Here is a 19,092-nt window from a genome sequence, read left to right on the forward strand (position 1 = left end):
CTCACGTGGGCCGTTCGGAGTATGTGAGCGAACGTCGGTGCTATGGCACCGAAGTTCGCTCACATCGGGTCGCGGTAGGGAGCGCGCCAGTCGGGGGCCTCCCAGGGCGGGCCGCCGTAGATCGTCTCGCGGACGACGAGCCCGTCGCGGAACTCCAGGATGGTCACGCCGTACATCGGATCGGCACCGTCGTAGCGGGTCTGGCCCTCGGCGACCCAGAGGTCGCCGCTGCCCACGATGCGGCGCAGCGTCATGGTGACGCGCGCCGGGTAGCGCGAGCGCCACGCGAGGATCGTCTCCCGGCCGGTGAAGCGCTCGCCCGACTGCGGGAACTCGAGCACGGCGTCGTCGGCGAACATCTGGTGACCGAGTGCGGGGTCGGTGCCGGTGGCCTCGAGGTAGCGCAGGATCGCCGCCCGCGTGGTCTCGTCGGCGACGGCGGTCACGACGCCGACCCGGGCCGGCGGGCCACCACCACGAAGATCGCGACGATGAGCTCCGGGCGGTCGGTCCACGTGTCCATGGCGTCGGCCGCCGCGCCCCAGCGCGCGACGTCGCCGGCGTCCGCGAGGCCCGCGGCGACCAGGGTGTCGCGGGCCGCCCAGGCCGGTCCGCGCATCCCCACGGGAAGCGGCGCGATCTCGAACCACCCGCGGAACGCCTCGACCTCGAGGCCCGCACCGCGCGCGAGGGCCGCCAGCCGCCGCCCGACCCGCACGTCGTTGCCGCGGTCGGTGTGCCAGCGCACGTAGCGCGCCGCCATGTCGTCGATCTCGGGCGGCGCCGGGACGATGCCGGCCGCGAGCGCGTCGACGTCGAGCAGGTAGACGTGCCCGCCGGGCCGCACGAGCGCCGCCAGGTGCTCGACGATCCGCTGCTCGGCGCCCCCGTTGTGCGCGAGGACGTGGCGCATCATCGCGACGTCCCAGGTGCCCTCCGGGAGCCCGGTGGCCTCGGCGCGTCCCCGGCGGACGCCCGCGCGGTGCACGCCCGCCGCCGCGAGGCCGGCGCGGGCCGTCGCCACGGCCTCCGCCTCGCCGTCCACCCCGGCCACGGCGCCGTGCGGGCCGACGCACGCCGCGAGCGCGGGCAGCATCGCGCCGGGCCCGCAGCCGACGTCGACCACGCGGGCGCCGGGACCGATCCCCGCGAGCTCCCACAGGTCGGCCTCGTGCTCGCGGGCGCGCTGCGCCATCAGCCGGTAGCGGACGAGCTCGTCGTCGGAGAGGCGCAGGGCGTAGCCGCCCTCGACGGTGGTCACGGGGCCGCCACCGCCCGGGCCGGGGCCGCCGAGAGCGCGCCGGCGCGATCCTGGGCCACGAGCAGCCGGCGGAGAATCTTGCCCGACGGCGAGACGGGGATGGCGTCGACGAACGCGACCTCGGTGATCCGCTTGTGCGGCGCGACCCGGGCGGCGACGAACGCCAGGAGCTCCTCGGCGTCCACCGCTCCCGTCGCGACGACCACCGCCTTGGGCCGCTCCCCCGCGCGCTCGTCGGGCACCGGGATGACCGCGGCGTCGGCCACCGCGGGATGCGTGCGCAGGAGGGCCTCGAGCTCCGCCGGCGCCACCTGCAGGCCCTTGACCTTCACGAGCTCCTTGAGCCGGTCGTCGACGAAGAGGTTGCCGTCGGCGTCGAACCGGGCGAGGTCGCCGGTGTGCAGCCAGCCGTCGGTGTCGATCGTGGCCGCGGTCGCCTCGGGGTTGTTGAGGTAGCCGGCCATCAGCTGCGGCCCGCGCACCACGAGCTCGCCGGTCTCCCCCACCCCGAGGTCGGCGCCGGACATGACGTCGACGATCCGGGCCTCCACGCCCGGCAGCAGCACGCCGACCGAGCCGGGCACCACCGGGCGGGTCGGGTCGAACAGGGCGATGGCGGCGACGGCCTCGGTCATGCCGTAGCCCTGGCCGACGGGGCAGCCGACCCGCTCCGCGCACTCCTGCTGCAGCTCGGCGCCCAGGGGCGCGGCGCCACAGCCGAGCAGGCGCAGCGAGGACAGGTCGTGGCGCGCCACCGCCGGGTGCCGCGCCATCGCGAGGATGATCGGCGGCACCACGATCGACACCGTGACGCGGTGCTCGGCGATCGCGCCGAGGTAGGCGTCGACCTCGAAGCGGGGCAGCGTGACGACCGCGCCGCCCGCGCGCAGCGTCACCCCGGCGACCACGACGAGCCCCACGGCGTGGAAGAACGGCGCCGCCGCGATCGACCGGTCGTCGGGCGTCAGGGCCATCGAGGCCTGCATCTGCTCGACGTTGGTGACCATCGCCCGGTGGGTGAGCATCACGCCCTTGGCCAGGCCCGTCGTGCCCGACGAGTACGGCAGCAGCGCGAGGTCGGTGGCCGGGTCGACGAGCCCGCCGGGCAGGTCGCCGTCCGCCAGCACGTCGGCGAACGGGGTGGCGCCCTCCGCCTCCCCCAGCACCAGCAGGTCCAGGTCGTCGATCCCGGCCGCCGCGGCCTGCACCAGCGGCAGGAACGGCGGGATCGTCAGCAGGAACCGGGCTCCGTGGTCGCGCAGCTGCGGGGCGATCTCGTCGGCGGTGTAGAGCGGGTTGATCCCCGACACGACGCCGCCCGCCGCCATCGCCCCGAGGCACGCGACGAGCCACTCAGGGCTGTTCGGCGCGACGATCGCCAGGACGTCGCCGGGGCGCATCCCGCGCCGGCGCAGGCCGACCGCGCACCGCCGGACGTCGCGGCGCAGCTCGCCGTAGGTCAGCGTGCGCCCGGACGGTCCGTCGATCACCGCCGGCGCGTCGGGCCGGTCGTCGGCCGCGCGGAGCAGGTGGTCGGGCAGGGCGAGGTCGGGGACCTGCACGGCGGGTCGGTGGCTGACGACGCGGGTGGTCACGGGTGCCTCCGGACGGTCGGGTGCTCCCGACCAGGTCACCGCGTCGCCGCCCCGGTGGCGTCGGGGGACCACCCCGAGAACTTCTCAGGCGGGCCTCTCCGACACGATCTGGACGAGGTTGCCGCACGTGTCGTCGAGCACCGCCATGATCACCGGGCCGGCGTCGGTCGGCGGCTGGGTGAACATGACGCCGCGGGCGACCAGCCGCTCGTGCTCGGCGTGCACGTCGTCGACGGCGAACTGCACGAGCGGGATGCCGTCCTCCACCAGCGCGTCGCGGTAGGGCTTGACCGCCGGGTGCCCGGCGGGCTCGAGGAGCAGCTCCGGGCCGTCGGGGTCCTCCGGGGAGACGACGGTGAGCCAGGAGGCCTCGCCGAGCGGGATGTCGTGGTGCTTCGTGAAGCCCAGGACGTCGGTGTAGAAGGCGAGCGCGGCGCGCTGGTCGTCGACGAAGATGCTGGTCAGGCTGATCCTCACGGGGTGTCCTTCCGGCTGGCGGGCCAGCGCTGCGTGATGGCGGCGAGCGGCTCGCCGCGGAAGTGGTGGATCTTCGTGCGGCCGCGGCGCTCGGTGACGACGAGGCCCGCGTCCTCGAGCACGCCGAGGTGCTGGGAGATCGCCTGGCGGCTCGAGGAGAGCCCGTGGCGGGTCACCAGCGTCGTGCAGAGCTCGAAGAGCGTCCGGCCGTCGCGCGCCACGAGCTCGTCGAGCAGGAGACGCCGGGTCTCGTCGTCGAGAGCGCGGAAGACGTCGGCCACGAGCCCAGAATAGGCAAGTAGCGACTTGCCTCTCAAGGGCAAGCAGTCACTTGCCTGTCGGGACAGGTTAGTCACTTCACGTGATGGTCGCCGCGACGTCGTCACCGTACGGTCAGCCGTCAGGGGGAACGACGAGAGCACGGGGTGTCGTCATGGCCGTGACGTCGACGACGCACGCCACGGCGATCCTCGAGCGCGACCGCGAGCTGGCCGCGCTCGCGGCCGTCGTCGACTCGGCGCGCGCGGGCCGCGGCGCCCTCGCGTGGGTCGAGGGCCCGCCCGGCATCGGCAAGACCCGGCTCCTCGACGCCGCGCGGTCCCGGGCGCGCGCGGCCGGGGACACCGTCCTCGCGGCCCGGGGCGGGCGCCTCGAGCGCGACTTCGCGTTCGGCGTCGTCCGCGGCCTGGTCGAGCCGCTGCTCGTGGGCGCCGCCGACGATCTCCTCGCGGGGGCCGCGCGGCTCTCCGCCCCCGCGGTCGCGCCCGGCCGGGCGGACTCCGGTGACCACGACACCGCCAGCACCCTGCACGGCATCTACTGGCTGGTCGCGAACCTCGCCGAGCGCGGCCCGGTGCTGCTGGTGGTCGACGACGCCCACGTCGCCGACGCCTCGTCGCTGCGCGCGCTCGCGTACGTGGCGCGCCGGGTGGCCGAGCTGCCCGTCGCGATCGTGCTCGCCGCCCAGAGCCCCGTCGACCACGTCGAGCCCGCGGTGGTCGACGCGCTGCGCGACGCGGCGACGGTGCTGCTCCCGGCCCCGCTGAGCCCCGGCGCGGTCGGCGAGCTCGTCGACGCGCGGCTCGGCCCCTCCCCCGCCGCGTTCGCGAGCGCCTGCCACGAGGCCACCGGCGGGAACCCGCTGCTGGTCGCGGCCCTGCTCGACGCGGTGCTCGAGGCGGGGACGGGTCCCCGGTCGGAGTCCGTCGCCGAGCTCGCGCCCGGGGTCGTCGCGGCGTTCGTGGCGCGCCGGCTGCGCGAGACCGGGGCGGACGCGGCGGCGGTGGCCGACGCCGTGGCCGTGCTCGGTGGATCCGCGGAGCTGCGCCACGTCGTCGCCGTGTCCGGGCTCGACGCCGAGCGCGTGGCCCGGGCGGCCGAGACCCTGGTGGCGGCGCGCCTGCTCGCCCCGGGGCGGCCCCTGATGTTCGGGCACTCGCTGGTCGAGCAGGCCGTCACCGACCGGATCGGGCCCGCCGAGCGGCACCGTGCCCACCGCCGGGCCGCCGCCGCGCTGGCCGACGAGGAGGCGTCGGCGGAGCTCGTCGCCACCCACCTGCTGCGCACCGAGGCCCTCGGCGACCCCACGGTCGTCGCCGGGCTGCGCGAGGCCGGGCGCGTCGCTCTGGCCAAGGGGGCGCCCGAGACGGCGTGCCTCTACCTGCGCCGCGCCGTCGCGGAGCCGCCGCCGGTCCCGGAGCGGGCGGCGGTGCTGCACGAGCTGGGCACCGCGACCGCGCGCGTCTCCTACCGCGAGGGCGTCGAGCTGCTCGAGGAGGCGTTCGCCGTCGCCGCGCACCCGATCCGACGCGGACTGATCGCCCTCGAGCTCGCCCGCGCGCTGAGCGTCACGCTGGCGTTCGACCGGGCCCTGCACGTCCTCGACGAGGCGGCGGCGGGCCTCGACGACGGCGAGCTCGCCAGGGAGCTGGCGGCGGCGAGCGTGAGCCTCGCCCGGCGGGACCCGGCGCGCCGGGCGGCGGCCGCCGAGCTCACCCGGACGCTGCGCCGCGACGGACGCCTGCCCCCGCAGGGCGGGCCCGCGCTGCTCGCGTTCGCCGCCCTCGACGCGCTGCAGACCGGGGACCCCGCGGCCCCCGACCTCGCCCGCGAGGCGCTGGCGACGACGCTGCGCGCGTACGCCCCGGACCCGGGCGTGGTGCTGCCGGCGACGATGGTGCTGGTCGCGATCGACCACCTCGACCCTGTTCGCGCCTGCGCCGAGGGCATGCTCGCGAGCGCGCGGCGCCGAGGGTCGACGTACGACTTCGTGTCCGCGAGCGTCCTGCGCGCCCAGACCCGCTACCTCGCGGGCGACCTCACCGAGGCCGAGGCCGACGCCCGCCTCGCCGACGGGCTCGCCGCGGAGCACGAGGTCCACGCCGCGCGCCGCTACACGGTGGCCTGGCTGGTGCTCGTCCTCGTCGAGCGGGGGCGGGCGGACGAGGCGTCGGCGGTGCTCGACAGCAGCGGCGTGCAGGGCGACCTCGCCTACCTGCTGGCCGCGCGCGGGCGCCTGCGCCTCGCCCTCGGACGCCACGAGGAGGCCGTCGCCGACTTCCTGACCTGCGGCGAGCGCCTCGCCCACCGCGGCATCCACCACCCCGGGCTCCTGCCGTGGCAGGTCGGCGTCGCGTCGGCGCTGCACGCCCTCGGCCGCGAGGAGGAGGCCGTCGACGCCGCGGACCAGGCCGTGCGCGCCGGGCGGGAGTTCGCCGCGCCGCGCGCGCTGGCGCTGGCCCTGCTCACGCGCGGGCTGGTCGGCGGCACGGTCGAGCCGCTGCGCGAGGCGGTGACGCTGCTCGGACCGACGCCGGCGCGCCTCGAGCTGGCGCGCACCCACGTCGAGCTCGGCGCCTCCCTGCGGCGTGCCAACCAGCGGGTGGCCGCGCGGGCCGAGCTCGCGGTGGGCCAGGACCTCGCCGCGCGCTGCGGTGCCGACGGCCTCGTCGAGCGGGCGCGCCAGGAGCTGCACGCGGCGGGCGCCCGGCCGCGGCGGGTGGCCGTGACGGGGGTCGGCGCGCTGACCGCGGGCGAGCGGCGCGTGGCCGAGCTCGCCGCCGACGGCCTGTCGAACCGCGAGGTGGCGCAGGCCCTGTTCGTCACCACCAAGACCGTCGAGACCCACCTCGGGCACGTGTACCGCAAACTCGGCGTGACCGGGCGCGACGAGCTGGCGACGCGCCTCTAGCCCTTGCGCGGGTCGGGCGGCGGATAATCGGCGTGCCGGTGGACGAGCCACCAGTCGCCGTCGATGCGCCGGAACCCGTGGGTGACCCGCAGGACCATCGGCGCGCGGGGGCCACCGTCGACGCGCACGACGCCGCGCTCGAAGCCGACCGTGTACGCCAGATCCCCGTCCACCGCGACGACGCGGTAGTCGTAGGGCTCCATGACGCCGTCGCTGAACCGGGAGGCGACCCAGTCGAAGGTCCGGGTGACCGGCGCGCGCCCCTGCTCGATGGGGCCCCAGGCGCCGTAGAGCGTCACGTCGCCGCGGTCGGGCCACAGCGCCGCGTAGGGCCGGGGATCGCCGGTGAACATCGCGTCGAGCGCGGCGCCGACGCGGTCGAGGAACACGAGGAAGTCGGCCGGCGCCTCGGTGGTGATGGTCATGGCACCGAGGCTCCGCCGGCCCCGGGTCGGCGGCGTCGGGGCGCGACCCCGAGCTTTGCGGTCGGCGGCGACGGTCGTCGGCAGGGGCGATTCCCCCGGGGCGGGGAGGCGAGGCTTCTGCGGTTACTGGCTGGTATCTCTCGCCTCGCGAGACATGCCAGCCAGTAATCGCCAGCCCGGGCGAGGAACTCACGCCGCCACGGCGCTCGCGAGGACCGCGCGGCGCACCACGTCCACGAGGTAGCCGGGGTTCTCCTGGAGCTCGTACCAGGTCACGCGGATCACTCGCCAACCACCGATGACGACCTCGTTCTGGCGTAGTCCGTCGTGGCGGAAGCGATCGACGTCGCGGTGGAACGCCCAGCCGTCGATCTCGATCGCGAGCCGTTCTCCCGCGAAGGCGATGTCGAGGACCGCGCGGCCGAAGCCCGGGAGGTCGACGGGGAGGTTCGCGGTCCAGCCGGTGATGCGGGCGCGGCTGAGCTGCCGGTGGGCGTCCCGTTCCGCCTCGGATCGCGCACCACCCTCGGCGAGGGCGACCAGCCGGCGCGCGAGGACCACCCCGTGACGCTGACCCATGCTCGTCAGGGCCCTGCGCAACGCCGGGAGCCCGATGCGGTCCTGCTGCAGCGCGCGGTCCAGGAGACGCGCGCCCTCGAGGAGACCGAGTGACGCGGCGGCCTCCAACGCGGCGTCCGCCCGGTGCGCCACCCATACGCCGTCGACCTTCACCCGCGCGAGGTCGCCGACCGACCTCCGGATCGTGCGAACGCCCTCCGGCGGGGTGTGCCCACCCTCGGCGCCCACGGCGAGCGCGATCGTCTCGGGGTGGCGATCGGTGAGGTTCCACCAGGCGGCCCCCGCCTGACCCACGAGCGTGGCACCGTCACCCGCCCAGAGGGCCGCGGCGCGGAGGGCCGCGCGAGGCGTCAGGTCGTGGGTGGCCGAGCGGTACACCCGAGGATGGACCTCGATCCACTCCTCGGACCCGACGCGGCGCCAGATCGCGGCCCGGGACATGCCGAGAGCCCGGGCCTGGTCGTGGCGGATCAGACCGTCCTGGGTGCGAAGCAGTTCGAGGAGTTCCACACCCGGTTCGACGCAGCCGGCGGGCGAGCGGCTCCATCGCGTGCGGCGTCGCCCGCGCCATGAGGCATTACTGGCTGGTATCTCTCGCTCAGCGAGAGATACCAGCCAGTAACCGTCGCTTGACGGGGTCGGCGCGCGCACCCGAGACGCGCGAGCTTCCGGGGCCCGCGGACCCCGGAGCGAGCCGGGTCAGGCCTGGGCCAGCGCCGGGGCCGGTTCGGCGTCCGGGAGCTCGGCCTCCTTCTCGCGGATGATCGGCAGGACCTCCTTGCCGAACTGCTCGATCTCCTCCTTCACGTGCAGGAAGCACAGGAGGTTGAGGTCGACGCCGAGCTTCTTGTACTCGATGATCCGGTCGGCGACCTGCTCGGCGGTGCCGATGAGCTGGGACTTGAAGCCGTCGTTGTACTGGACGAGGTCCTCGAACGACGACTCCGCCCACATGCCCTTGCCGTCCGAGGCGGACGCGCCGGCCTGCTGCACGGCCTGGCGGAAGCCCTCGACCTGCTCCTTGTTCGCCTTGTCGACGATCTCGCGCAGGGTGTCGCGGGCCTCCTTCTCGGAGTCGCGGACGATCATGAAGCCGTTGAGGCCGAAGTTCACCGAGCGGTTGTTCGCGGCGGCCTCGGTGTTGACGTCGTGGAGCTGCTCGACGACGCCGTCGAAGTCCTTGCCGTTGGAGAAGTACCAGTCGGACACCCGGCCGGCCATCTGCCGGGCGGCCGTGGAGTTGCCGCCCTGGAAGATCTCCGGGTGCGGGCGCTCCGGGGTGTTCAGGGGCTTGGGCTTCAGCGAGTAGTCGTGGAAGCGGTAGAAGTCGCCCTTGAACTCGAAGTTGTCCTGCTCCCAGATGCCCTTGAGGCAGGCGATGAACTCCTCGGTGCGCCGGTAGCGCTCGTCGTGCTCGAGCCACGGCTCGCCGAAGGCGGTGAACTCGCCCTTGAACCAGCCCGACACGACGTTGGTGGCGAAGCGCCCGCCCGTCAGGTGGTCGGCGGTGGCGCCGAAGTTGGCGAACACGCCCGGGTGCCACATGCCCGGGTGCACGGCGGCCATGACCTTCAGCCGCTCGGTGGCCATCATGATCGCGAGCGACAGCGAGGTCGACTCGTGCTGGTACTCCGCCGAGTAGCTCGCCATGTAGCGGACCTGGGACAGGGCGTACTCGAAGCCGCTGTTCTCCGCGGCGATCGCGGTCTCGCGGTTGTAGTCCCAGTTCCAGTCGGTGCGCTGCTCGATCCCGCTGGTGACGAGGCCACCGGAGACGTTGGGGACCCAGTAGGCGAACTTCAGGGGCTTGGTGGGGATGCCGACGGACACGGCGGGATGCCTCCTCGTCGAGGGGGTGGAGACGCGCGGGAGCGCGCGGGAAACGGGCGAGAGGGGACGAACGGGGATCAGCGACAGAGCGCGGTCGCGAGCTTCCCGTGGTCGACGTGCCGGCGGCGCGTCAGTGGTGCCCTACCCATCGCGCCCGACGCTTCCGGTACCGACGGACCCTGTCAACCGGTGACCGGCCCGCGTCACACCGTGGTCAGGGCCGCCGCCACACGTCGCGCTCGTGGAGCAGCTCGATCTGCTTCTCGGTGACCTCGCGCCGGTACTCGGCGTGGTCGTAGGGCTTGCGCTCCAGATAGAGGTTCTTCGGGTAGATCGGGTCCCGGTAGATGGCCTGGTACTGCTCGGTCGTCAGGTCCTTCATCCAGTTGCCGAACTGTGCGCGGGCCCGGAAGTCGCGCAGCGCGCCGATGTCGATCGTCCCGGCCATGTACGTGGAGTGGCCCGCGTACCCGACCTCGCCGACGACGCTGCCGCGGTAGTCGCAGATCATGCTCGGCGAGCCGAAGGTGTCGATCGGGACGTCCGAGTCGGTGTGCAGGTAGTACGTGCCGACCTGGTTGGCGACGACGTACATGTTGTTGTCGAGCGCCCGCGCCTTGTTCTGGATCTCGTAGAAGCCGTTGCCGGCGTGCGGGTGCGGGTACGGACCGCGGTAGGCGACCTCGCAGCCGTTCATCGCGAGCCCGCGCGCGTTCTCCGGGTACGACGCCTCGTTCGCCATCATGATGCCGAGGCGCCCGATCTCCGTGTCCGCCACCGGGTAGAACGCGTCGAGCCCGTCGCCGTAGAGCTCCACCCACCGGTCCCACACGTTGTGCGGCGTCACCGAGTGCTCGACGGGCAGCAGCGGGACGACCTTGTAGTGGGTCAGCACGATCTCCTGCTGCGGGGAGATCGCGAACCCGACGTTGAAGAACCGCCCGGGGAACTCGGGGTGCCGCGCCTTCGCCGTCGCCATCACGTAGGCGTCCCAGGTCGCGGCCATCCGCCCCAGCGCGTCGGTCTCGGGCCCCGGGATGTCGATCGCGCACTCGCGCGCGAACCACTCGTGGTCGTGGTCGAGGACCTCGTCGTTGAAGCCCTGCAGCGCGCCCTCGGGGATGGTGATCAGGCGCACCGGCAGCGCCATCGCCGAGAGCCACGACGCGGCCTTCGCCAGGTGCTCGAGGTGCTCGAGGTTGACCTTGATCTCGTCGCGGTAGCGGATCCCGCGCATCGTCGGGATCAGGCCGACCACCTGGTAGGGCTCGATCACGTGAGGAAGTACCTCACAGGCCGAACAGCACCCGCAACGGTGTGACGGCGAAGTAGAGGACGAAGGCGACCGCGACGACCCACATCAGCGGGTGGATCTCGCGCACGCGGCCGGTGGCCGAGCGCAGCAGCACCCAGCTGATGAAGCCCGCGCCGATGCCGTTGGCGATCGAGTAGGTGAACGGCATGACCACGATCGTCAGGAACACCGGCAGCGCGACCGAGAAGTCGGACCACTCGATGTCGCGGACGCCGCCGATCATCAGGGCGCCGACGATGACGAGCGCGGGCGCGGCCGCCTCGACCGGGACGATCTCGTAGAGCGGGGTGAAGAACATCGCGACCAGGAACAGCACGCCGGTGACGACGTTGGCGAGCCCGGTGCGCGCGCCCTCCGCGATGCCCGACGCCGACTCGACGAACACGGTGTTCGAGCTCGACGACGCCACGCCGCCGGCCACCGCGCCGGCGCCCTCGACGACGAGCGCGCGCCCGATGTTCGGGAGCTGGCCGTTCTCGTCGAGCAGGTTCGCCTGGCGGCCGAGGCCGGTCATGGTGCCCATGGCGTCGAAGAAGTTGGCGAGCACGAGCGTGAAGACGAGCAGCGAGACCGCGAGCGCGGGCAGCCGCGCGAACGCGCCGAACGAGACGTCGCCGACCAGCGAGAGGTCGGGCAGCGAGACGATCGAGTCCGGCAGGCCCGGGTAGCCGAGGTTCCAGCCCTTGGGGTTCGTGCCGTTCGAGGGCCCCGCCTGCACGATCGCCTCGACGATGATCGCGAGCACGGTCGTGCCGAGCACCCCGAGCAGGATGCCGGCGCGCACCCCCCGCGCGACGAGCACGCCGGTGAGCAGCAGGCCGAAGCAGAACACCGCCGTCGGCCAGGACGCGATCGAGCCCTCGATGCCCAGGCCGACGGGGACCGTGGTGTTCGCGGCGTCGGGCAGGCGGCGCACGAACCCGGAGTCGACGAGCCCGATGAACGCGATGAACGCGCCGATCCCGGCGGCGATCGCGATCTTGAGGGGATCGGGGATCGCGTTGAACACCGCGGTCCGGAAGCCGGTGAGCCCCAGGATCACGATGATGATGCCGTTGACGACCACGAGGCCCATCGCCTCGGGCCAGCTGACCTGCGGCGCGATCGTGACCGCGACCAGGGTGTTGATGCCCAGGCCGGTCGCCATCGCGAACGGGAAGTTGGCGACGAGGCCGAAGATGATCGTCATGACGCCCGCGACCAGGGCGGTCACGGCCGCGACCTGGGGCACGGTGAGCGTCGCCCCGAGGATGTCGCGCTTCGCCGACGGCGAGGCCGGGTCGATGCTGCCGAGGATCAGCGGGTTGAGGACCACGATGTAGGCCATCGTCACGAAGGTGACGACGCCGCCGCGGACCTCGCGACCGACCGAGGTCTCGCGCTCGTTCAGGCGGAAGAAGCGCTGTAGCACGGGCGGCAGGCTAGCCGTCTCACACCGGTTTCATGTACGTGATCTCAACGGCGCAACGCAGAGTTTCCCTCACGTAGGGTGCGCGTCGTGGCCCGACGGTTCGACCTGCACGCGGAGCCGCCGCCCCTGCCCCGCCGGCTGACCGACCCGGTCCCCGTCGTCCTCGTGGGCTCGGCGGTGTGGGCGGCGGTCGCGGTCGTCCTGGGCGTGCTCGCCGCGGTCGGCGTGCGGCCGCTCGACGTCTGGTTCGCCGCGGCGCTCATCGGCGTCGGGCTCGGCGCGGTGGGCCTGGTCGTGCTCGCCCTGCAGCGGCGGGCGATCCGGCGCGGGGTCAAGGGCGCGCAGAAGCTCTAGCGCCGGCCCCTCAACGGTCGAGCTCCGCCGCGCTCCGCCTCCCGAACACCGCCCGCAGCTCCGCCCGCCCCTTCACGCCGAGCTTGGCGTAGGACGCCCCGAGCGCGTTGTCGACCGTGCGCACCGAGAGCACGAGGCGCTCGGCGATCGCCCGGCTCGACATCCCGGACGCGGCGAGCTCGGCGATCTCGCGCTCGCGGGAGGTCAGGTCGGCGGCGACGCGCACGCGCAGGGCCGGCGTGTCCGGCGCCTCGCAGGCCTCCAGCCACGTGCGGGCGCGACCGGCGGACGCCGTCGCCGCCCCGGTCCGGGCGGCGTCGCGGTGGGCGGCCGCGGCCGTCGTGGCGACCTCGACGGCGAGCAGGAGCATCCCGCACGCCGCGTATCCCTCGGCGACGTCGTCGAGGTCCTCGACGCCCGCCGCCGCGTGCCGCGCGTGCAGCGCCGCGAGCGGGCCGTCGACGCGCGCGGCGACCTCGGCCAGCCGGTCGGCGACGAGCGCGCCCTGCCCGCAGCGGACCACCACGTGCAGCGCGTCGACCTCGTAGCAGAGCTGACCCGCTGCCGCGGCCTCGTCGGCGACCTCGCGGGCCCGGGCCGCCGCCGACTCCACCCGCCCGGCCGCCGCGTGCACCCAGGCCTCGCCGAGGTGCAGCCAGGGCCGGAAGTGCACGAGGTCGCGCGCCTCGCCGCGGTCGACGCGTTCCTGCCAGGCCGCGGCCTCCTCGGCGCGGCCGGCCTGGCCCAGCGTCGCGATCATCTCGCCGGCGAGCTGCGGGCTGCAGGGCAGGTCGGGCAGCGGGGCCTGCGCGGCGGCCTCGTGGAACCAGCGGATCGCGGTGGTCAGGCGCCCGCGGCGCGCGGCGTCGACCCCGAGCAGGAACGCGTAGATCGCCCGCGGGACGGCGGCCTCCGCGGTGCCGCTGCCGCGGGTCTCCTCGTACCAGGCGCGGGCGAGCGTCGCGGCCTCGTCGAGGCGGCCCTGCGCCAGCCGCGAGGTCCACAGCCCGCCGGCCCGGATCTGGAGCCGCAGCCCGCTCGAGAGCCCCGACGCGTCCCGGCCGATCAGCTCCAGGGCCCGCTCGGCGATGGCGGCGCCGTCCTCCAGCCGCCCGATCATCGGCCGCACGCTCGCCGCGACCATGAGCGCCGGCAGCTCGGTGGGCGATCCCGGCGCGAGGCGCGCGAGCACCGGGTCGAGCAGGGCGTCGGCCTCGGCGTACTTGGCGCCCTCGAGCAGCAGCATCGCCCGCAGCACCGCGAGCCCGTCCGGGGCGGGCCGACCCCCGATCCGCGCCGCCAGCTCGTCGTGGACCCGCACCGCGCCGTCCGGGTCGGCGAGCGCCCAGGCCAGCAGCATCGCGCGGGTCACCGCGAGGTCGGCGTGCTCGTCGTCCGACGCCTCCTCGCGCGCGGCCCGCGCGTGGGCCTCCGCGGCCTCACCGAAGCGCCCGCGCAGCGTCCGGACCGCGGCGAGGCGCGACGCCGCCGCGAACCCGCCGCCACGGTCGACGGCCTCGCCGAACAGCCGCTCGGCCAGCGCCGGGTCGTCGCCGACGACGTGGTCGCCCGCCGCGACGAGCTCGCCGGGCTCGACCGCTTCGCCGCCCGCGACCCGCCAGGTCAGCAGGCGGACGGTGTCCTCGCGGCGGCGGTGGCCCGCGAGGCCGTCGAGCACGGTGGCCAGCGCCGCGGCGAGCGTCCGGTGCGCCCGCCGCGCGCCCAGCGGGGAGAACGTCGCGCGCAGCACCGCCGCGTCGAGCCGCCGCGCCGGCGCGATCTCCAGCCGGCGGCCGGCCGCCCGCGAGACCACGACGCCGGCCCGTTCGAGGGCGGCGACCTCGTCTCCGCCGGGCAGCGCCTCGACCACCTCCAGTCCGAGCGGGCCGCCGAGCGCCAGCAGCTCGGCGAGCTCGCGCTGGGGCGCGGTCAGCTCGGCCGTCCGCGCCAGCACCACCTCGCGCAGGCGCGGGGGCGGGGTGACGTCGTCGTACCAGCGCCAGACCGGCCCGGACCGGCGCAGCGCACCCTGCGCGCGACCCGCGTCGACGAGCTCGCGCAGCAGAAAGGGGTTGCCGCCCGACAGCGCGCCGAGCTCGTGGCGCGTCGCGCCCTCGACCGGCCCGCCGAGCGCCCGCTCGACGAGGACGTCGGCGTCGTCGGGACCGAGGTCGGCGGTCTCGACGCGCTCGAGCAGCCCGTCGACGCGCAGGGCGAGGACCGGCTCGGGCAGCGTCGCCCCGGCGCGGGCGGTGAGGACGACGAACGCCTCGCGGTGGCGGGCGAGGTCGTGCACGAGGCGCGCGGAGAGGGCGTCGAGCAGGTGGACGTCGTCGACGACGAGCAGCACCCGGTCCGCATCACCCCGGACCGCGGCGCGCGCCCGCCGCAGCGCCGCGAGGTCGTCGTCGCCGCCCGGGGCCGCGTCGGGCAGGCGCGCGGCGACCGCGCCCAGCGGGGTGTCGCGCGTCCACGGGGTGGCGGTGACGGCGACGACGCGGGTGCCCGGTCCCGCGAGGGCGCGCGCGGCCTCCCCCGCCAGGCGGGTGCGCCCGCTGCCCGGCGGGCCGACCAGCAGCACGCCGGCTGCGCGCCCCGCCGCGGCCCGGATCGCGGCGAGGTGGGCGTCGCGGCCGACGAGCGGCCACACCTCGGGGCGAGGCGGTTCGTCCCCCACCGTCACCTCCGCCGCGGCTCGTCCGGGTCGCCACCCTAGGACGTCAGCCGGCGGCGGCCCCGGAAGAGATCGGCGTTCTCCCGCGCCCAGGTCGCGAACGTGCGCGGCGCGCGGCCCGTCACCTCCGCGACGGTCGGCGCCGGGTGCGAGCCGATCGGCGGCGGGTCGTTCTCCAGGGCGATCGTGAACTCGATCATCTCCGGCGCCAGGCCCGCCGCCGCGAGGTCGGCGCGGGCCTGCTCCTCCGAGAGCCGGGTCAGCGTGACCGGCTGCCCGGTCGCCGCCGACACCGCCGCCAGCTTCTGCTCGAGGCTCAGCGCCTCGCCCCCGGTCAGCAGGTAGCGCCGGCCGGTCGGCGCCGCGCCGGTGAGCACGGCGAGCGCCACCGCCGCGATGTCCGCCTCGTGCACCATCGCGCTCGTGCGGCCTGCGTCGTAGACGCGCACCTCGCCGGACGTGCGCACGGCCACGGCGTGGTCGACGACGTTGGCCATGAACTCCACGGGCGAGAGCAGCGCCCACGGCACCCCGGCCGCGTCGAGCGCCGGCTCGACGGTGCTGGTGTCCCAGCCGCCGAGGACGCTGACGCGCGCCACCCCCGCCGCGACCAGCGCGTCCACGATCTCGGCGCCGTTGGTCAGGGTGTCGCCGAACTCCCCGCTGAACGTGATCAGGTGCGCGGCCCCGACGCCGGCGAACGCCCCGGTCAGGGTCGAGACGTCGGTGAGGTCGCCGCGCACGACCTCCGCCCCGGCCGGGAGATCGGCGCGGGCGGGGTCGCGGGTCAGCGCGCGCACCGCGTGCCCCGCCTCCAGCAGCTGGCTCACCAGCGACCGCCCCACCGTGCCCGTCGCGCCGGCCACCAGGATCGTCATGCGGTCCTCCTCCTCGATCGGCATGGACCGATCGTCGCGGGAGGGGCGGACAGGTCCGGTCCGCCATGTCCGAATCTATGGCGCCAGGGCGGCCAGGAGTCCGCGCACCGGGTCGTCGGCGTGCACGACGCCGTCGTCGTCGACCCACGCCGACGGCGTGTACTCGACGGGGGCGCCGCCGCGCTCGTCGTCGACGACGAGGACGCGCAGGCGCTCGTGCAGGACCAGCGCGCCGTCGGGCAGCGGCCGCCGCAGTGCCGACGCCCAGGCGACGGCCGCGGGCAGCTCCTCCCACGGCACCGCGCGCCCGCCCTCGCGGACGGTGACCCGCACGCGCTCGGAGGCGGGCGCGAGGTCGAGCAGGTCGGCGAGCAGCGCGGGGTCGCCGGTGCCGGGCAGCACGAGGACCCCGGGCGGCAGGACGCTCCCGAGCTGGGCGCGGTCGAGGACGGCGGGCGGGACGTCGCGAGCCGGGTCGGCGTCGCGGACCGCGCCGTCGGCGGTGCGGACGCGGGCGGGCGGCTCGACGTCGGCGACGCTCACGCGCCCGGCGGCCACGGCGTCGGCGAGGGCGGCGTGCGCGGCTGCCGCCCGCGCCGGGGGCACCACGCGGGCGGGCTCGGCGAGGCGGGCGAGCAGATCGATGGCGTCGTCGGTGGAGGACACCCGCGCCCGGGTGCGGACGCCGATCGCCGCGAGGAACGCGGGGTCGAGGCGGGCGGCGACGTCGGCCGGCACGGGGTCGTAGAGCCCGTCGACCACGCTCGCGCCGGGCAGGCGCCACGCCGTCGGCGGGTGCCCCGCGAGGCGCGCGTGCCGGCCGAGCCACCAGGCGGTGTAGGGGCGGGGGGCGTCGCCGGCGTCCGCGCCGAGCGACTCCACCGGCCGCGCGCCGCCGAGCGCCTCGCGGACCTCCCGGTCGCCGGCCAGCACCGACCAGGCGGCGTCCCAGCGGTCCTCGGCCACCAGCTCGAGGTCCCGCACGGCCACCATCGGGCCCGGGGCGTCCCCGTCCGGGCCGTCGGGACGCTCCGCCGCGGGGTCCACCTCCTCGGCCCACCAGGTCTCCTCGTCGTCGAGGTCGTGGTCCGGGCCGGCGGGGGCGTCGTCGCGCAGGACCGCGAAGCCGTCGAGCACGCCGACCGCGGTGAGGACGTGGCGCGGGTGAGCGGCGGCGACAACGGGGTCGAGCACGCCGAGCGGCCCGTCGGGGTCGACGAGCCCGCGCAGCGCGCCGTCGGGCAGGACGAGCTCGTCGGCGCGCCGGTACCCGCCCTCGGCATCGCGCAGGGCCACGGCGCCGAGGTCGCGGTCGGCGTCGCCACCGGCCGCGACGAGGGCCAGCACCAGGGCGCCGAGCGCGTCGAGGGTCTCGGGGTCGACGCCGGCCTCCGCGTCGTCGACGGAGCGGTCGACGGCCTCGCGCAGGGCCGGGTCGGCGAGCAGCGCGGCCCCGTCGACGCGGCGGGCGCCGAGGGCGACGAGCAGGTCGCGGCCGGCGGGGTCGCCATCCACGAGGCCCGGCGCCGCGACGCGCATCCCGGGCACGGCGGCCGCGGCGAGGCGGGCGGCGAGCTCGGGGTCGGTCCCGGCGAGCAGGACCCCGCGCGCGCCGACGACCAGCCGGCCGTCGGCCAGCGGGACGGGCAGGCCGGCGAGCTCCTCGCGGTGCGCGGGCAGGGCCGCGAGCCGCCCGTAGAGCGCGCGCCACCAGTCCACCGGCCGGCCGAGCCCGGCGAGCGCGTCGGCGAGCGCCGCCGGGCCGACCCGCGTCACCCCGACCGCGGCGAGCGCGGCGGCGTGGCGGGGCGCGGCGAGCCGGGCGTCGACGAGCCCGGGCAGGACGTCGGCGAGCTGCTCGTCGAGGCCGTCCGGAGCCCCGTCGAGGTCCAGCACCTGCGCCGACGCCGGGACGAGGTCCTCCCCCGAGACCCCGGGGAGCCACGCCGTCGACCCCAGCGCGGCGAGCACCGCGTCGCGCAGGGTGGCGTCGACCGCCGAGCCGGGCAGCGCCGGCAAGGGCACCAGGGCCGGGCGCTCCTCGGCCGGGCGGGCGCGCACGAGGTCGGGGTAGCGGGCGGCGGCGGCGCGCAGGACGTGCTCGGTGACCGCGCCGGCGCGCACGTGGCGCCGGTCGGGGTCCAGCGGCACGGTCGCGAGCAGGCGCGCGGGCAGGGTGGTGCGCTCGTCGGTCGGGGTGGGCGCGTGCAGCACCTCGGACCCGGCCGGCCCGTCCACCGGCACCGCCCAGGTCGCCCGCCACCCGGAGCGGGCGCGGTCCTCGACGGCGAGGCCGGCGAGCAGGTCGGCGGGGATCGTGCCCTCGCTGCGCAGCACGTGCCACGCGCGGTCGCCGACCCGGACCGCGTCGCCGCCCTCGGTGCGCGCCACGACCCCGTCGGGCAGGTCGACCGCGGACAGCGGGGGCAGGGCGAGCAGGAGGTCCGGCGCCTGGGCGGCCGCGGCGGCGAGCAGCTCGGCGGGGTCGACGTCCGGGCGCAGGGGCAGGCGCACCTCGACGTCGGTGCCCGGGGGCGGGGCGGGCTCGTCGCCGTCGGTGGCCCAGACCAGCCGCAGCGCCGGGGCCGCGCCGTCGCGGCGGGCCAGCTCGTCGGTGAGGCCGGCGACCTCCCGGTCGGCGACCGCGCGGGCGGTGCGGGCCCGGTCGAACGCGACCCCGGCCGTCGCGCCGTCGGCGGTGCGGGTGACGACGCGCGGGGCGTCGCTGATCGCCGTCACGGCCGCGAACCCGACCCCGAAGCGCCCGACCCCGCCGCCGTCGCGCTTGGCCGAGGCGCGCAGCGACGCGAGGCCGGCGACGCCGTCGGCGTCGAGCGCCAGGCCGGTGTTGGCGACGCACAGGGCCCCGTCCCGGATCCGCACCCGCAGCACGGTCGTCGTCCCGGCGCGCTCGGCGGCGTCGGCGGCGTTCTGGGCGAGCTCGACGAACCAGCGGTCGCGGTACCCGCCGCGGAGCAGGTCCTCCTCGGCGTTGGCGTCCTCGCGGAACCGGGCCGGCGACGCCGACCAGGCGTCCAGGACGGCCTGCCGCAGGGCGGCGGTGCCGAAGGGATCGGGGCTCACGGTTCCTCCCCCTCAGCCG

At 76.1% G+C, this 19,092-nt stretch carries 15 protein-coding genes; 2 read left to right on the forward strand and 13 right to left on the reverse strand.

Annotation, left to right across the window (positions count from 1 at the left end):
• Positions 1 to 59: 59 nt before the first annotated feature.
• From EV188_RS07850 to EV188_RS07870, 5 genes are all read right to left on the reverse strand, one after another.
• On the reverse strand, positions 60 to 446 hold the full coding sequence (locus EV188_RS07850) for a nuclear transport factor 2 family protein (RefSeq protein WP_133825701.1): 387 nt from the start codon (positions 444 to 446) through the stop codon (positions 60 to 62).
• Positions 443 to 1,261, reverse strand: a complete 819-nt coding sequence (locus tag EV188_RS07855) for a methyltransferase domain-containing protein (protein WP_208114062.1) — start codon at positions 1,259 to 1,261, stop codon at positions 443 to 445. The genes EV188_RS07850 and EV188_RS07855 overlap by 4 nt, the downstream gene beginning before the upstream one ends.
• Positions 1,258 to 2,856: an AMP-binding protein gene (locus EV188_RS07860; protein WP_133825702.1), complete on the reverse strand. Its 1,599-nt coding sequence runs from the start codon at positions 2,854 to 2,856 to the stop codon at positions 1,258 to 1,260. The genes EV188_RS07855 and EV188_RS07860 overlap by 4 nt, the downstream gene beginning before the upstream one ends.
• Positions 2,857 to 2,940: 84 nt before the next feature.
• Positions 2,941 to 3,333 (reverse strand): VOC family protein, encoded by a 393-nt coding sequence (locus EV188_RS07865; protein WP_133825703.1) that lies wholly within the window; start codon positions 3,331 to 3,333, stop codon positions 2,941 to 2,943.
• Entirely contained in the window at positions 3,330 to 3,614 is a 285-nt protein-coding gene (locus EV188_RS07870) for an ArsR/SmtB family transcription factor (RefSeq protein WP_133825704.1), read from the reverse strand. The genes EV188_RS07865 and EV188_RS07870 overlap by 4 nt, the downstream gene beginning before the upstream one ends.
• A 152-nt stretch (positions 3,615 to 3,766) precedes the next feature.
• Here EV188_RS07870 and EV188_RS32920 point away from each other — a divergent pair, with 152 nt between their 5' ends.
• The gene (locus tag EV188_RS32920) at positions 3,767 to 6,523 is read left to right on the forward strand and encodes an ATP-binding protein (protein ID WP_166659778.1); all 2,757 of its coding nucleotides are present in this window, start codon (positions 3,767 to 3,769) and stop codon (positions 6,521 to 6,523) included.
• On the opposite strand, the gene EV188_RS07880 is transcribed toward EV188_RS32920, so the two are convergent.
• The 5 genes from EV188_RS07880 to EV188_RS07900 form a co-directional block, all read right to left on the reverse strand.
• Positions 6,520 to 6,948: a YybH family protein gene (locus EV188_RS07880; protein WP_208114063.1), complete on the reverse strand. Its 429-nt coding sequence runs from the start codon at positions 6,946 to 6,948 to the stop codon at positions 6,520 to 6,522. The genes EV188_RS32920 and EV188_RS07880 overlap by 4 nt on opposite strands.
• A gap of 189 nt (positions 6,949 to 7,137) precedes the next feature.
• Positions 7,138 to 8,037, reverse strand: a complete 900-nt coding sequence (locus EV188_RS07885) for a type IV toxin-antitoxin system AbiEi family antitoxin domain-containing protein (protein ID WP_133825706.1) — start codon at positions 8,035 to 8,037, stop codon at positions 7,138 to 7,140.
• A gap of 189 nt (positions 8,038 to 8,226) precedes the next feature.
• Positions 8,227 to 9,357: a dimethylsulfone monooxygenase SfnG gene (sfnG, locus tag EV188_RS07890; RefSeq protein WP_208114064.1), complete on the reverse strand. Its 1,131-nt coding sequence runs from the start codon at positions 9,355 to 9,357 to the stop codon at positions 8,227 to 8,229.
• Positions 9,358 to 9,571: 214 nt separating this feature from the next.
• Positions 9,572 to 10,633, reverse strand: coding sequence for a nitrilase-related carbon-nitrogen hydrolase (locus EV188_RS07895; RefSeq protein WP_133825707.1), 1,062 nt, complete (start codon positions 10,631 to 10,633; stop codon positions 9,572 to 9,574).
• Positions 10,634 to 10,646: 13 nt separating this feature from the next.
• Positions 10,647 to 12,092, reverse strand: a complete 1,446-nt coding sequence (locus tag EV188_RS07900) for an NCS2 family permease (RefSeq protein ID WP_133825708.1) — start codon at positions 12,090 to 12,092, stop codon at positions 10,647 to 10,649.
• Between the two features lie 78 nt (positions 12,093 to 12,170).
• Here EV188_RS07900 and EV188_RS07905 point away from each other — a divergent pair, with 78 nt between their 5' ends.
• Positions 12,171 to 12,437, forward strand: a complete 267-nt coding sequence (locus EV188_RS07905; protein ID WP_243741548.1) for a DUF2530 domain-containing protein — start codon at positions 12,171 to 12,173, stop codon at positions 12,435 to 12,437.
• Positions 12,438 to 12,447: 10 nt separating this feature from the next.
• Here EV188_RS07905 and EV188_RS07910 read toward each other — a convergent pair whose 3' ends face one another.
• From EV188_RS07910 to EV188_RS07920, 3 genes are read right to left on the reverse strand one after another with little or no spacing between them, the layout of a single operon-like run.
• Positions 12,448 to 15,114: a LuxR C-terminal-related transcriptional regulator gene (locus EV188_RS07910; RefSeq protein ID WP_133825709.1), complete on the reverse strand. Its 2,667-nt coding sequence runs from the start codon at positions 15,112 to 15,114 to the stop codon at positions 12,448 to 12,450.
• A gap of 35 nt (positions 15,115 to 15,149) precedes the next feature.
• On the reverse strand, positions 15,150 to 16,013 hold the full coding sequence (locus EV188_RS07915) for an NmrA family NAD(P)-binding protein (protein WP_243741549.1): 864 nt from the start codon (positions 16,011 to 16,013) through the stop codon (positions 15,150 to 15,152).
• Positions 16,014 to 16,064: 51 nt separating this feature from the next.
• Positions 16,065 to 19,073 carry a sacsin N-terminal ATP-binding-like domain-containing protein gene (locus tag EV188_RS07920; protein WP_133825710.1) on the reverse strand — a complete coding sequence of 1,003 codons (3,009 nt, stop codon included), beginning with the start codon at positions 19,071 to 19,073 and terminating at the stop codon, positions 16,065 to 16,067.
• Positions 19,074 to 19,092 lie beyond the last annotated feature (19 nt).

It is taken from the genome of Actinomycetospora succinea, assembly GCF_004363095.1.
GTDB classification, from domain to species: Bacteria; Actinomycetota; Actinomycetes; order Mycobacteriales; family Pseudonocardiaceae; genus Actinomycetospora; species Actinomycetospora succinea.

Coding starts and splice junctions, on each gene's coding strand:
- EV188_RS32920 (WP_166659778.1), top strand. CDS start 3,767: ATGGCCGTGACGTCGACGACGCACGCCACGGCGATCCTCGAGCGCGAC.
- EV188_RS07880 (WP_208114063.1), bottom strand. CDS start 6,948: ATGACCATCACCACCGAGGCGCCGGCCGACTTCCTCGTGTTCCTCGAC.
- EV188_RS07915 (WP_243741549.1), bottom strand. CDS start 16,013: ATGCCGATCGAGGAGGAGGACCGCATGACGATCCTGGTGGCCGGCGCG.